The sequence below is a fragment of the Paraburkholderia sp. Tr-20389 genome, from assembly GCF_017104565.1.
Lineage (GTDB): Bacteria > Pseudomonadota > Gammaproteobacteria > Burkholderiales > Burkholderiaceae > Paraburkholderia.
Genome location: NZ_JAAGPD010000001.1, coordinates 611,394 through 625,715 on the forward strand (window position 1 = coordinate 611,394; position 14,322 = coordinate 625,715).

At 61.4% G+C, this 14,322-nt stretch carries 13 protein-coding genes; 3 read left to right on the forward strand and 10 right to left on the reverse strand.

The window, feature by feature from the left end:
- Positions 1-180: 180 nt before the first annotated feature.
- Entirely contained in the window at positions 181-1,086 is a 906-nt protein-coding gene (locus G3N95_RS02750; RefSeq protein WP_205968405.1) for a lipid A biosynthesis lauroyl acyltransferase, read from the reverse strand.
- Positions 1,087-1,236: 150 nt separating this feature from the next.
- Here G3N95_RS02750 and G3N95_RS02755 point away from each other — a divergent pair, with 150 nt between their 5' ends.
- Positions 1,237-1,560, forward strand: a complete 324-nt coding sequence (locus tag G3N95_RS02755; RefSeq protein ID WP_205968406.1) for a PrpF domain-containing protein — start codon at positions 1,237-1,239, stop codon at positions 1,558-1,560.
- 125 nt (positions 1,561-1,685) lie between these two features.
- Here the strand turns inward: G3N95_RS02755 and G3N95_RS02760 are convergent, their stop codons facing one another.
- Positions 1,686-2,390: a hypothetical protein gene (locus G3N95_RS02760; protein WP_205968407.1), complete on the reverse strand. Its 705-nt coding sequence runs from the start codon at positions 2,388-2,390 to the stop codon at positions 1,686-1,688.
- Positions 2,391-2,504: 114 nt separating this feature from the next.
- On the reverse strand, positions 2,505-2,867 hold the full coding sequence (locus G3N95_RS02765) for a hypothetical protein (protein ID WP_205968408.1): 363 nt from the start codon (positions 2,865-2,867) through the stop codon (positions 2,505-2,507).
- Positions 2,868-2,888: 21 nt separating this feature from the next.
- Here G3N95_RS02765 and G3N95_RS02770 point away from each other — a divergent pair, with 21 nt between their 5' ends.
- Positions 2,889-3,998, forward strand: coding sequence for a hypothetical protein (locus G3N95_RS02770; protein WP_205968409.1), 1,110 nt, complete (start codon positions 2,889-2,891; stop codon positions 3,996-3,998).
- A 258-nt stretch (positions 3,999-4,256) separates the two neighbouring features.
- On the opposite strand, the gene cyoD is transcribed toward G3N95_RS02770, so the two are convergent.
- From cyoD to cyoA, 4 genes are read right to left on the reverse strand one after another with little or no spacing between them, the layout of a single operon-like run.
- Positions 4,257-4,634, reverse strand: a complete 378-nt coding sequence (cyoD, locus tag G3N95_RS02775) for a cytochrome o ubiquinol oxidase subunit IV (RefSeq protein ID WP_205968410.1) — start codon at positions 4,632-4,634, stop codon at positions 4,257-4,259.
- Complete coding sequence (cyoC, locus tag G3N95_RS02780) at positions 4,631-5,245, reverse strand: cytochrome o ubiquinol oxidase subunit III (RefSeq protein ID WP_205968411.1); 615 nt, start codon at positions 5,243-5,245, stop codon at positions 4,631-4,633. Before cyoC ends, cyoD begins: the two co-directional genes overlap by 4 nt.
- Before the next feature lie 2 nt (positions 5,246-5,247).
- Positions 5,248-7,248, reverse strand: a complete 2,001-nt coding sequence (cyoB, locus tag G3N95_RS02785) for a cytochrome o ubiquinol oxidase subunit I (RefSeq protein WP_205968412.1) — start codon at positions 7,246-7,248, stop codon at positions 5,248-5,250.
- A 5-nt stretch (positions 7,249-7,253) separates the two neighbouring features.
- Entirely contained in the window at positions 7,254-8,171 is a 918-nt protein-coding gene (cyoA, locus tag G3N95_RS02790) for a ubiquinol oxidase subunit II (protein WP_205968413.1), read from the reverse strand.
- 253 nt (positions 8,172-8,424) lie between these two features.
- Between cyoA and G3N95_RS02795 the strand changes: the two genes are divergently transcribed.
- On the forward strand, positions 8,425-9,837 hold the full coding sequence (locus G3N95_RS02795) for a PLP-dependent aminotransferase family protein (RefSeq protein ID WP_241018177.1): 1,413 nt from the start codon (positions 8,425-8,427) through the stop codon (positions 9,835-9,837).
- A gap of 224 nt (positions 9,838-10,061) precedes the next feature.
- Here the strand turns inward: G3N95_RS02795 and scpA are convergent, their stop codons facing one another.
- The 3 genes from scpA to G3N95_RS02810 are packed head-to-tail and all read right to left on the reverse strand — an operon-like array spanning position 10,062 to position 14,274.
- The gene (gene scpA / locus G3N95_RS02800; protein ID WP_205968414.1) at positions 10,062-12,167 is read right to left on the reverse strand and encodes a methylmalonyl-CoA mutase; all 2,106 of its coding nucleotides are present in this window, start codon (positions 12,165-12,167) and stop codon (positions 10,062-10,064) included.
- Positions 12,164-12,979 carry a Pnap_2097 family protein gene (locus G3N95_RS02805; protein ID WP_205968759.1) on the reverse strand — a complete coding sequence of 272 codons (816 nt, stop codon included), beginning with the start codon at positions 12,977-12,979 and terminating at the stop codon, positions 12,164-12,166. Before G3N95_RS02805 ends, scpA begins: the two co-directional genes overlap by 4 nt.
- Before the next feature lie 2 nt (positions 12,980-12,981).
- Complete coding sequence (locus tag G3N95_RS02810; protein WP_205968415.1) at positions 12,982-14,274, reverse strand: MSMEG_0569 family flavin-dependent oxidoreductase; 1,293 nt, start codon at positions 14,272-14,274, stop codon at positions 12,982-12,984.
- Positions 14,275-14,322: the final 48 nt, after the last annotated feature.

Here is a 14,322-nt window from a genome sequence, read left to right on the forward strand (position 1 = left end):
GAATGTGAGCAATAACGGCTGGAGGCGGGCCATCTACGGACATTCACTCAGGTATTCTGATGGACACTCAAACGTCAGGTCCACTCGGATAGCGGACCTGCGGCAGTCAGTTTGTCAGCAGGCGACCGGCAAACTCACAAGAATCTGCAGGCCGGGTCGGACGCTCCACAGACGGCGTATTCAATACACGCCTGACACGCCGGGTGGACGATTCTTGAAGCGTCGATGCACCCAGTAATATTGCTCCGGACATTGCCGGATCTGGGCTTCAAGAAATTCATTTATTCGACGCGCGTCAATCGTGTCGCTCTCTGATGGAAAGTCGCGAAGCGGCTCGAAGATCGTCAGCTTGTACCCGTGGTAATCCGGCAGGACTTCAGTCACGAACGGCACAACCCGCGCACGGGCCAGTCTGGCAAGGCGCGAAACCGAAGTAAGCGTGCATGCGGGAACACCAAAAAACGGTACAAAAACAGAGTTCTGTATGCCGTGATCCATGTCCGCCGCGAGCATGACCGGAATGCCTGAACGCAGCAACGCCACAATTTTCTTTGCACTTGTCGAGCGTTCGATCATCTCGGCACCAAATCTGCCGCGTTGCCGCCTGGCCAGGCCGCAAAGGCGCGTGTTTGACATGCGTGTGTACAGTGAGGCGGCGGGCTGGCGCGTGGAATACAGGATGCAGCCGACCTCGATGCTCACGAAATGAAAGCCCAGATAGATAGTCGGTGGTGCATTCCTGTCTTCAAGATCGATTCTACTTTCGATACGGACCAGCTTCCGTATCGACTCCGCGCTGCCGAACCATTGAACGCCTCGTTCGAGATAGCTTCGGATGACGTGTCGAAAGTGGTTCTTCGCAAGGTCATCGTACTCGCGCTCGCTCTTCCCCGGAAAGCAGAGGCGCAGGTTGACGAGCGCTATGCGTTTCCGGGAGCTTGGGATCGCGTACAACATCGCGCCAAGAGCGCTGCCTAGCCGTGCGACCAGAGCATAGGGAAGGACTGAGAAGATGCGCAGCAGCGCTACCACGAGGACAAAGCCTAGTTGCCCCAGGAGTCCCCCCTGCTTGTGAGAATCGCTCATCGTCACTCGAGAAAATATCGATACCTACGGATAGCTAGCATCGGCATGGACGACGCACAGCGAATTCCGGAGTTTCGCACGTACGACTTTGTGATGGGCCACCCGGTTGGGCGCAATAGGGTATCTCCTTAGCGAAAGCGGCTATGCAGGGTGATTGTCAGAAAACACGAGACGCCTGAGTCGCACGTCACACGCAGGGTCTTTCCGGGTGCCGGATTGGCGCCCGGTGAGCCCACCAATTTCGTGCCGTGCTCCAGCATCTACGCAAAAATCATCGCCTATGTGCCGATTAAAATCCGCGAAATTATCGAGGTCGGTGACTTCGAACTCGATGGCGTGACGTTTCCTGTTGCAGAGATTCGAATCGAATTTCTTGACCCCGGTGACGCGGAAGAAAGTGAGGAAACGGCTCGCGGCATGTTCCCAACCGGTAACGCTGTCGCGTCTCGTCACCGACCGGATACGTCGCGTTGAACGGCAAGCGCGTCCATCCGCAACGTGTCGATATCGACGTGCGCATTCTGTCGATGGGCACGATGGCCGTCGGTGCAGAGGCCATCGACAGCGTGCGAGGCAACACCAGCGTGTGACCCTGGCAATTAGTCAACCCGATACCAGCAACCAGATTCTGGGCACACAGCGGCTGGTGCGCCATTGAGCCAAACTTGCTCTTCGTCGGGTTGCGGCGAGGCCGAACAGGCGACGTCGAAGACCACTTTAAGTGCTTGCCCAACATGCGGATCTTCAATTGGAAGTTCCCATGTAAGGAAGATCTGGACGCAATCCTGTTCCGGCGCGAAGTCGGTCACACTGAAACTATTGCTGTTGCGCGGAATGACGCCATGGGGCTGTCCAGTGTCGAATATCACAGCGGTTCCGCGCGTAAGGGGAATGCGATGGCCCGTTGAGGGAAAATGCAGGTCCAGCCCCTTATCCTCGCTCAGGAAGAGATTGCAAAAGGCCGCACCGCCGTATTGCGCGCCGTCATGGTGATACCTCGCGCCACGACAGGCCATCAGCGCTACGTCGCTCGAGGTAAGCACGTTGGACAGGCCGAGCGCGTACGTCCAGTCGGACATCGCCTGCACGCAGCGCTTGTAGTCCGGCCAGCGCGCCTGGGTTCGCGCCAAAGGCATTGCCTCGACATCCCCGGGTTCCAGGACGAGCCGCGACGATGTCTCTCTTTGCCAGTCCGCAAGCACGCGCGCAGAGGGCACAGGCACGTCGAGCGAGGCTGATAAAACGACGTCACTTACGCGACGACTGCGGACGGCGTCGCCGCTCCAGAAGTAGGAAGTCAGCATGTCTCGCATTCGATGGTATCGATTGTGGAACTCATCCGGGCATTGTAATGATTCAGCCAGATCGCATGGGCGACGATCGACCAATAGTTGCCTTTCGCGCAACAGAGACTGCCGTCATTCCAATGGCTGGTTCACTTCATAACCAGCCGGATGCCCGGTGGAAGCAGGTCGGCCATTGCTGATGTTCGGCGAAGGGCGGCTCGGTCGACTACCGGTTGGTTTGCTGCCATTCGCAAACCGGTGTCGGCGAAACGGCGCTTCATACTGCGAATGAATCAGTCCTCCCGGCCCGTTTGAGTACTCGGACAGCACAAACACCCCGGCGTGGACAGTTGCACCGTCGAATCCTGCAGCCAGCAGAGGAGCTTCGCTGATTTCGCTCATCGATCCGGTGACTGCTATCCGCTCACCGTGACGAAAATTCTTGATGTTCGTCACAAAAAAACTACCATCCAGACTCGGGGTGACGAGGCGCATTGCCGACTTCAAGGAGCTGCCATGGGATGGACCTACAGCATAGAAAGGGAAGATAGTCCTACACCTCCAAACGTGGACGTCGATGCGCTGATTTCCGAACTCTATGATGTCGATTCGCGGGTCGATGTCGCTTATCAAGGGTTGGCACAAAAGACGGTGTTGCGCGACTGTGCCACCAGAAAAGCTGCCCAATATGGATGCGTCCTCAAACCGTCTTTGAAGAAGGACCAAAAGGCCTTAAAGCAGGCTAAGAAGGAGAAGTTCGAGGCGAAGAAGGCGGGGTTAACGGTCGCAAAGAAGGTGAACGACGCGTTCGATATGAACGAAGAATGCTTCGAAATTTGCGCAAAGGGCGTGCCGAACGGGCTATTACATCTCTTGACGCTCAGGTTCAGATTTCAACTCTATCCCGACCTGCCACAAGGGCCAACTACTTGTCCCGCATGCAGGCGCACGTTCATTCCCCAAAGCGGCGACACTTCATCGAAATGGACCGAAGCACACAATGTCATTCCAGCCAGTTTGTGGTTCAAGATCGTGCCCGAAGCGTTACTCGAATTCGTCGGGAATTTGACGGTAACAGGAAATGATGTGCAACCCCGTGCCAATGCGATCGTCTATCTCAAGGACCTCATCGGAAAATATAAGCGCACGGGTTTTGCTGACAGCGGGGAACGGTCGGGCGCAACGATCGATCTCATGATTGCCAATATGTGCCGCGCCGGCGCGGAATGCGGCGGACCGGGGACGAGTGGCAATCATCCTTACACGGGAGCGCAGTGCCCCGCCTGTGAAAAGCTGCACGGCCCCTACAGCCTTATCTGCCGTTTGAAGACGGTTGGCGAGCGCAGCGATCTGAACAGCCAGGCGAAAGAGTTTGTGGGCTGGCAATTTCTTGACTACCTCCAACGCACGAAGACCGCATTGGGTAAGGACAATACGGCGGAAATCCTGACGGTCAAAGTGGCCGACATGGTCCTCGATGAAATGCAAGTCAGGATGATGGCACGGGGCGTCACCGATGAACTGGGCACTTGGCTCAAAGATAAGCTCGATAGAGGATGGAGCGATTTTGCGAATTATGTGAGGGTATGGGCCGTGCGCGCGTGCGCCGATCAAATCTATGTCTGAAGCGACGGCGCCGCCCGCGATTGATTTTTCGCCCATCCTCCGTCGCGCGCCGCGCCTTGACTATCTGAAGCGAACGAGCACCGGCCCAGTGTCGGTGTTCCGAATCCAGACCGAGCCGTTCGTGCTTGCAGCAGGCGTCGGTCTATTTTTTCGTCTATGAACTGCCGTGTCGAGCGACGGAGCTGTCTCTTTCCCCGACATTCCGCGAAGAACCCAATCAGGGCGAAACGACAACTCGAATCGCCCTATTACCGAAGTTCAATCGCGCGCCAATGCACGTTCGACGGAAATCTGCGTCGGCATCATGTTCACGTTCGCGTTGTGAATCACCCAAAGCGAACCTGCGACAATGATCGCGATCAGCAACGCCGTGCACACGAAAATCCCCGTATTCGAGCGCTGATCCGCGGATGAACCCAGGTGCAGGAAGTACCGCAACTGCACGATCAACTGCACGACGCACAGCACGACCACGGCCGTCAGTCCCATCGAGCGCGGCACGACATGCGTCATGACCACGCCGAACGATGCAAAGGTCAGCACCAGCGACAGCAGCATGCCGACAACATAGCTCTTCACGCTGCCGTGCGAAGCATCGTGAGCGCGCGCCGGATTCGATTCAGATGTTTGGCTCATAGAAATTCACGCAGATAGACAAGGCTGAACACACAGATCCACACGAGATCGAGGAAGTGCCAGAAGAGGCTCAGGCATGCGATACGGCGGCGTGTGACGGGCGTGAGGCCGAACCGGCCGATCTGATGCATCATCACGCCGATCCACAGCAGCCCCGTTGTCACGTGCAAGCCGTGCGTACCGACGAGCGTGAAATAGCCCGACAGAAACGCGCTGGTCGACGGGCCCGCGCCATCGCTCACCAGCTTGGCGAACTCGTAGACTTCCATGCCGATGAACGCCGCACCCAGCACGAACGTCGCGGCGAGCCACCCGATCACCTTGCCGCGCTGATTCGCGTACACGCTCAGCATGCCCATGCCGAACGTGAAACTGCTCGCGAGCAGCAGCAGCGTTTCGCCCAGCACGTAGGGCAGTTCGAACAGCTGGCGGCCCGAGGGCCCGCCCGCCGTCGCGTTGGCGAGCACGCCGAACGTCGCGAACAGCGTCGCGAAGATCAGGCAGTCGCTCATCAGGTAAATCCAGAACCCGAGTGTGGTGCGGGTTCCGTCGTCGTGATGGCCGTGCGCATCGTGACGATCGCCGGCCTCATACGTTGATACGTTTGCCATGATCAGGCCATCTCCGCAAATTGCTCGTGGTCGTCGCTTTCCAGCAGTTCGAAGCGCGCGTTCTCAATGCGCTCCACTTCGGCAGCGGGCACGTAGTAATCGACATCCTGGTCGTAAGAGCGCGCAATGAACGTCGCGATCATCCCGAGCAGGCCGGCTAACGCGAACAGCCACATGTGCCACACCATCGCGAAGCCGAACAGCAGGCTGAACGCGGCAATGATGAAGCCCGCCGCCGTGTTGCGCGGCATGTGGATGTCTTCGTATCTCGCGGGCCTTCTGTACGCGCGTCCCGACTGCTTGTCGTCCCAATGCTGTTCGAGCGACGTGATGACGGGAACGTGCGCGAAGTTGTAGAACGGCGCGGGCGATGCCGTCGACCATTCGAGGCTGCGCGCATTCCACGGATCGCCCGTGACATCGCGGTTCTGCTCGCGATTGCGGATGCTCACCGCGAACTGGATCAGCAGCGCGAGAATACCCATGCCGACGATCACGGCGCCCACCAGCGCGACGACCAGCCACACATGCCACTCGGGCACATCGTAGTGATTCATGCGCCGTGTCATGCCTTCAAAGCCGAGGATATAGAGCGGCGTGAACGCAAGCCAGTAACCGACCAGCCAGCACCAGAACGCGACCTTGCCCCAGAATTCGTCGAGCGTGAAGCCGAACACTTTCGGGAACCAGTAGCTGATGCCCGCGAGGCAGCCGAACACCACGCCGCCGATGATCACGTTATGAAAGTGCGCGACGAGGAACAGGCTGTTGTGCAGCACGAAATCCGCGCCCGGCACCGCGAGCAGCACACCCGTCATGCCGCCGACGGCGAACGTCACCATGAAGCCGATCGTCCAGAGCGTGGACGTGTGATAACGGATGCGGCCGCGATACATCGTGAACAGCCAGTTGAACAGCTTCACGCCCGTCGGCACCGAAATGATCGACGTCATGATACCGAAGAACGCGTTGACGTTCGCACCCGAGCCCATCGTGAAGAAGTGATGCAGCCAGACGAAGAACGACAAAATGCCGATCGACGACGTCGCGTACACCATCGACTTGTAGCCGAACAGCGGCTTGCCCGAGAAGGTCGCGATGATCTCCGAGAACGCGCCGAACGCGGGCAGAATCAGGATGTACACCTCGGGGTGACCCCAGACCCAGATCAGGTTGATGTACATCATCGCGTTGCCGCCCAGCTCGTTCGTGAAGAAGTGCATGTCGAGATAGCGGTCCATCGTGAGCAGCGCGAGCGTGCCCGTCAGCACGGGAAACACCGCGACGATCAGGATGTTCGTGATGAGCGCAGTCCAGCAGAACACAGGCATCTTCATCAGGTTCAGACCGGGCGCGCGCATGCGCAGGATCGTCACGATGAAGTTGATGCCGCTCAGCGTCGTGCCCAGGCCGGAGACCTGTAACGACCATATGTAGTAGTCGACCCCGGTCGTCGGACTGTAGCCAAGCTCGGACAGCGGCGGATACGCAACCCAACCCGTCGCCGCGAAATCGCCGACGAACATCGAGATCATCACCAGCACTGCGCCGACCACCGACAGCCAGAAACCAAGCGAATTGACGAACGGATACGCGACGTCACGCGCGCCGAGTTGCAGCGGCACGACCACGTTCATCAGACCGAGAATCAGCGGTGTGGCGACGAAGAAGATCATGATCACGCCGTGCGCGGTGAAGATCTGATCGTAGTGATGCGGCGGCAGGTAGCCCGCTGCGTCGCCGAATGCAATCGCCTGCTGCGCGCGCATCATGATCGCGTCGGCGAAACCGCGCAGCAGCATGACGAGCGCGAGAATGATGTACATCACGCCGATCCGCTTGTGATCGACGGACGTGATCCACTCCTTCCACAGATACGACCACTTGCCCACGTAGGTGATCGCGCCAAGCAGCGCCAGACCACCCAGGATGACGACGCCGAGCGTGCCCATGATGATGGGCTCGTGATACGGAATCGCATCGAGCGTAAGTTTTCCAAACATTTCCACTACTCCGATACCAAAGCTGCGTGTGAAGGCAGGCGTGCCGGCTTGACGTACATGTCCGCATTGGCCGTCGTGCAGATCGGGCGGCCGCTTGCATCGCGCATGTACTGATAGACGATGCCGTCGAACAGTCCCGGCGCGACGTTGCTGTACAGCGTCACCGCGTTCTTTCTGCTCGGTTGCTGAAGCACGTCGTAGGCGGCGACGTCGAGCGTTTGCGGCGACGCTTTCGCGCGCGCCACCCAGGCGTCGAACTCGCCGCGGCTCGTGACGACCGTGTTGAAGTCCATGTCAGAGAAGCCGGGGCCGCTGAACGCCGACGAACGGCCCGCATAGGTGCCCGCGCTGTTTGCAATCAGATGCAGTTGCGTCTGCATGCCGGACATCGCGTAGACCTGGCTGCCCAGTTGCGGAATGAAGAACGAGTTCATCAGCGACTCCGCAGTCAGCCTGAAATCGACGGGCGTATTGACGGGCAGCGCGAGCTGGTTGACGGACGCGACGCCGTAGTCCGGGTAAATGAAAAGCCACTTCCAGTTCAGCGCGACGACTTCCACGCGCACGGGCTTCACGTCGGATTCGATCGGCTTGTATGGATCGAGGCTATGCGTTGTCTTCCAGATCAGCACAGCAAGCGTCGCGACGATGATGCAGGGTATCGTCCACACGACGACTTCGATCGCGTTCGAATGCGCCCACGTCGGCGCGTACTTCGCCTTCGTATTGGATGCGCGGTAGCGCCACGCGAAATACAGCGTGAGCGCGATCACGGGAATCACGACCAGCAGCATGAGGCCGAGTGCGATCAGGATCAGGTTCTTCTCCTGCTCGCCGATCGCGCCTTTCGGATTGAACAGCACCATGCTGCAGCCGCCGAGCAGGCTCAGCGCGCCGGTTGCGGCGACGCGGCCAGCGCGCACGAGATGTCTTCGGAATGGATGTGAGCGGGGCCAGCGTCCCGCTGTATGGGGAGAACCCCCGGGTGTAGGTGGGTTGCGCATGCTTTCAGGTTGGTTGCCGGGTTATATAGCTCCATGCATCTATCCCCCAACCCTTCGCTCAGGCGCGAGCTTCCCGCTATGGCTATGGGCCTTCCAGCGGATACATACATAGGCTATGGCGGCGCATGCTAGAGTAAGACATATGCCATACATGCGCGACAAGATGCCACACATGCCTTCCTCTTCATCATCTTCACGCAAGCGCGCCGCGCGGCGTCCCGACTGGATCGCGGACTTCACGGAGAACGGCAAGGCGCGCTATCTGCAGATCGTCGATCTGATCGAGCGCGCCGTCGCGGACGGCAAGCTGAACCCCGGCGACCGGTTGCCGCCCCAGCGCAAGCTCGCGGAGATGGTCGGCGTGGATCTGACCACCGTGACGCGCGGTTTTGCCGAAGCACATCGGCGCAACCTGATCGAATCGCGCGGACCGCTCGGCACCTTCATTGCGCCGCCCAAGGCGACGTTTATGCAACAGGTCGATCTGAGCATGAACATTCCGCCGCCGCCCGCCGATCTCGATCTTGCCGTGCTGCTCAAGCGCGGTCTTTCGCAGGTGCTGGTGCGCAGCGATATCGATCTGCTGATGACATACCAGCTAGGCGGCGGCAGCGATACGGACCGTCAGGCGGGTGCCGCGTGGCTCGCGCCGATATTGGGACGAGTGGACCCGTCGCGCGTGGTCGTGACGCCCGGTGCGCACTCGGCGCTCGCCGCGCTGATCCTGGCGCTCACGAAGGCCGACGCGCCCATCTTCACCGAGCAGCTGATCTATCCGGGTCTGCCGCTGATCGCGCGGCAACTGGGACGCAAGCTCGACTCGATCGCCTGCGACGAATACGGCATGCGGCCCGACGCGCTGGACGAAGCTTGTGCGCGTGCGAGCGGCGGCCTCATCTACCTGAACCCGACCATTCGTAATCCGACCGCGCACACGATGCCCTCGCAGCGCCGCAAGGACATACTCGCCGTCGCGGCGCGCCGGAACATTCCCGTCGTCGAGGACGATCCATACTGGCTCTTCGCCGACGATCCACCCGCGCCGCTTGCAACCCTCGCACCACAGCAGGTGTATTACCTGTCGACGCTGTCCAAATGCCTCTCGCCGGGTTTGCGCGCCGCGTTTCTCGTACTGCCTGCCGCAAGCGCGCAAGAGCCGTTTCTGAAGGCACTGCGCTCGCTCTCGCTGATGTCGCCGCCCTTGACGACGTCACTGGTCACGCAATGGATACTCGACGGCACCGCTACAGAAGTATTGACGGGCATTCTGAAGGAGTCGAGAGAACGTCTATTGGCTGCCAGTCAGATACTGTCGTCCGTCAGCATGGCGGCATCCGGCGGCGCCATCCATGTGTGGCAGCCGCTGCCCGCGCATTGGGCCGCGCAAAGCCTCGCGGCGGCGGCTCGCACGGAAGGTCTCGTCGTCGCGCCCTCTTCCGCGTTTTGCCAGAGCGGCGACGTGCCGAACGCGATCCGCATCTCGCTTGGCGGCTGCACGCGGCGTACGGAATTGACGTCGGCGCTGCGCAAGCTCGCGGAACTCGTCGAGCGCAAGCCATCGGACGAAGACCGCTTGCTGATCTAGCGCGTGACCGTCGTGCGTCGTCGCATCTGCTGCGCCAAATTCTCCGTCAACTGCTGCTGTACGAACGAAGGCCGCGCGAGAATAATTCGCTTCGACGTCGCTTCGGGCATTTCCTTCCTCCTTTCAAGCGGAGCGCGTCGGGGATCACTGCGCGAGTGCCCGCGGCCTTGGGCCAACAACCCGCAGAGCTTGCAGCAGCAATGTTGTATTGCGCGTGGCAAACACTAAACCTCGGCATCCACAAGGTGCCGAGGTTTTTTCATTGCAGTGCGACTGGCAAGCGCCGCGAGTTCGGTGACGATCGTGCTGATGCTCGTGCCCGTGGGAAAGCAGCCCGCGACGCCTTGTGCCTGCAACGCAAGCTGGCTGGCGTCGTCGAGGTTTCCGCCCGTCACGACGGGAATGCCTGCTTGCCGCGCGCGCAGTTCGGCGACTAGACCCGACACCAGTTCCCTGTGCGCGCCCGCCAGCGACGAAATGCCGATCACGTCGACGCCCTGCGCCAACGCCAGCTCGCAGGTTTGCTCGGCGGACGCGAACATTGCGCCCGTCGTCACCGCAAAGCCCGCGTCCGCCAATGCCGCCGCGACGACGCGTACGCCGCGGTCGTGTCCGTCCTGGCCGAGCTTCGCCAGCAGAATGCGAGGTGCACGCCCCAATCGACGGGCCGCTTGCGCCACGGCATCGCGCGCCGCCAACCATGGCTCGTCGGACGACAGCGCCTCGCCGTACAGCCCAGCCGAAAGCGGCAAATCGACGGATGGTCGCGGCCAGACGGATTCGAGCGCCCGCGTACATTCGCCCACTGTCGCGCGCGCCCTTATGCATTCGATGGTCAACGCCAGCAGATTGCGGCTGCCGTCGCGCGCTGCATGGCGAAGCGCGGCGAGCGCATCGCTCACGCGCCTTGCGTCACGCGTGCGCTTCGTCTGCTCGATGCGGCGCGTTTGCAGCGCCCGAATCTGCGCCGCGTCCACTTGCTGCGAAGCGACCCGCTCTTCGCCGTCATCCGCTGCGAAGCGGTTCACGCCGACGATCACGCGCTCTCCACTCTCGATCTCCGCCTGCACGTGCAGCGCCGACGCGTGAATGCGCTCGCGTACCCAGCCCGACTCTATCGCCTCGATCACACCGCCGCGCTGATCGATTTCATCGAGTATGGCTCGCGCGCGGTGCGCCATGTCCGCCGTGAGTGCTTCCATCATGTATGAGCCGGCCCACGGATCGGCCACATCGCACACGCCCGTCTCATGCTGCAACACCAGTTGGGTGTCGCGAGCGAGTCGCGCCGATTGCGCGGACGGCAGCGCCAGCGCCTCGTCATACGCGTTGGTGTGCAGCGACTGCGTACCGCCGAAGATAGCGGCGAGCGCCTCGACCGTCGTTCGCACGACGTTGTTCATGGGCTTTTGCGCGGTCAGCGACCAGCCCGAGGTCTGACAATGCATCCGCAACGCGCGTGCCTTGTCCGAGGTCGCGCCGCCTTGCGCCGCGATCTCCGACCACAGCAAGCGCGCGGCTCGCAGTTTCGCGACCTCGACGTAGAAGTCCGTACCGACGCCGAAGAAGAAACTCATCCGCTCGCATGCATCGTTCGCGGGCATGCCGCGTTGCACGAGCGTCTCGACATAGGTGCGCGCGTTGGCCATCGTCAGTGCAAGTTCGAGCACGGCGTCCGCGCCTGCTTCCTGAAAGTGATAGCCCGATACCGACAACGCGTTGAAGCGCGGCACGTTCTGCGCGAGATAGCTGGCAACGTCGGCGGCGATGCGCAACGACGGCGCGGGCGCAAAGATGCCCGTATTGCGCACCATGAACTCTTTAAGGATGTCGTTCTGAATCGTGCCTCGCAGCCGCGACGGATCCACGCCGCTCTCTTGCGCAGCGACCATGAACGCGCCGAGCACGGGCAACACGGCGCCATTCATCGTCATCGACACGGAAACGCGCTCAAGCGGAATGCCTTCGAACAGACGGAGCATGTCCTCCACGGTATCGATCGCCACGCCCGTCATCCCCACGTCGGCGCTCACGGCGGGATCGTCCGAATCGTAGCCGCGTTGCGTGGGCAAATCGAACGCGACGGACAAGCCTTGTGCGCCTTCGGCCAACGCCGTGCGGAACGCGAGGTTCGTATCGGCGGCCTGCGCATAGCCAGCGTACTGACGTATCGTCCAGGGCTTGTCCGCATACATCGAAGCGAACGGGCCGCGCACGAAGGGCGCTTCGCCGGGCATGCTGTCGAGATGCCCAATGCCGCCGAGATCCGCCCGCGTGTAGACGCGTTTGAGCGGCACCGCACGGCGGCGCTGCGTCGGCTTCGTGCTCATCGGCACCTCCAGCGCTTTTCCGTCGTCACGTCGGCGATCTTCATGCCGTCGCTCTTGCGCCGCACTTCCGTCCAGTGGCGCAGGCCCTGTGCGTCTTCCGACCGGCCGATCATCCGCACGCTCAATGTATCGCCCACATCGACGTTGCCGTAGTAGAACAGCGAGCGGCTCGCGACGACGGGCGGTTCGTCGTCGCGCCGCCACTGCCACTCGGCGCGATCGACAAAAGCCTGGAAGCTCGCGAAGTACAGAAAGTCGGCGCCGTTGAAATCGCTATTGGGGCAAGGCAAGAACTCGATCGGCTCGCTCGTTGCAGGCGCGAGATCCGGCAGCGCGGCGCGGTCCGACGCACGCAGACGCTTGCTCATCTGTGTCATCTGCAACGCCCGCTCGGGCATCGGCACGACATCGCCTGTCAGTCCCGCGAGCGCAGCGCGCGCGACGCGGCGATTGCTGAGCGCGTCGCCACGCGTGACGAACGCCGACGACATCGACAGCTCCGCGATCTGTGTGCCGCCGCGCACGATGCGGTGCGTGCTGAAATGACGAACGGGCCCGGTTCTGCACAGCGTGCTATCGATGTCGAACGCGTCGTGTTCGGCGACGGCGTCCAGCCCGCAGGTCTGCAACCGGATCGCTGTAAAGGCCGCATACGAGCGGCCGCCGTTGTCGTCGTGGAAGTCCGTTTGCTGGCGGCCCGCGTGTGCAGCGAGCGCCTCCCAATGACGATGCCCGCACTCCTTGAGCAGCCAGTTCTCAGACAGTCCCGTATAGCTCAGTTGCGGCATACCCGCGCGATAGCGATGGATCATGCTCACGCCGCGAGACTCGTCGATGACGCTTCGAGTGCCGCGCGAATCGTGCCGACGACATGGCCGGCATCGCGCGCAATGCCGGAGAAGCGCCCCGATCCCCATGTGTGCAGCCACGGCAGGCCGATGAAATACAAGCCGTCTTGCGGCGTGATGCCGCGAACATGCGCGGGATAGCCTCGCCCGTTGAACACAGGTGCATCGATCCAGCTGAAATCGGGCCTGAAACCAATGCACCAGATGATCGATGCAATCCCGCTCGCGGCAAGGTCGAGCGAAGCGCGCTCGCCGCCCGGCTGCCAAACGGGTGCATACGGCAGACCCGCGGGCGCATCGATGCCCTGCTTGTCGATGAATGCGTCGATGCTCGCATTGATACGGTTGTAGGTATCGTCGGCGCTATCCAGGTTGTCGATCAGGTTCGGCGCGAAATGCAGGCGGCCTTCGCGCAGATCGTCGAGCCTGCCGTACAGTTCCATGCCTTCCAGCGCGAAGCGGCGCAGATCGATATCACGCCCGCCGTCGCGGCCCGTCACGTAGTGGTTCGTGTTATCGCGCACGCCTTCGCGCAGCGGATGCTGATCGACGGGCATATCGTAGTAGCGCATGTCCGCGAGCCAGTCGACCACGTCGCGACCCCGATAGAAGCGCGCGCAACGCGGCGCTTCGCCGACGGCGAGATACACCTTGCGCCCCGCCAGATGCAGATCCTCCGCAATCTGCGCGCCCGACTGCCCCGACCCCACGACGAGAACGGCACCTTCTGGCAATGCCTGCGGATTGCGGTAGTGCGACGACTGCATCTGCACGATCTCCGATGGCAGCCGTTCGGCCATGCGCGGCACGATGGGCGTGTGATACCCGCCCGACGCGACCACGACGTGATCGGCCGTGAAGTCGCCGTTCGACGTGGACACGAGGTAACCGCCCGACGGCCTGCGCTTGACCTTGCGGACCTCCGTGTGTTCGAGGACGGGTGCATCGACCATGTCGATGAAGCCGTTCAGGTACGCAATGATCTCGTCCTTCTTCATGAAGCCGTGCGGATCGTCGCCGGTATACGGATAACCCGGCAGCGCGCATTGCCAGTTGGGCGTGACGAGACAGAACGCATCCCAGCGCTGCGAGCGCCACGTATGCGTGACCGTGTGCTTTTCGAGCACGAGATGATCGATGCCCGCCTCTTTCAGGTAATAGCTGATCGACAGTCCGGCCTGGCCGCCGCCCACCACGATGACCGTATGGTGCGGCACGCCGTTCATTGCGTCGGGAGCAAGGGTGTTCGCGTTCGACATGATTCGTTCCTGCGTTCGATCTGACGGCGGGCGTACGCGGCCTTGCGC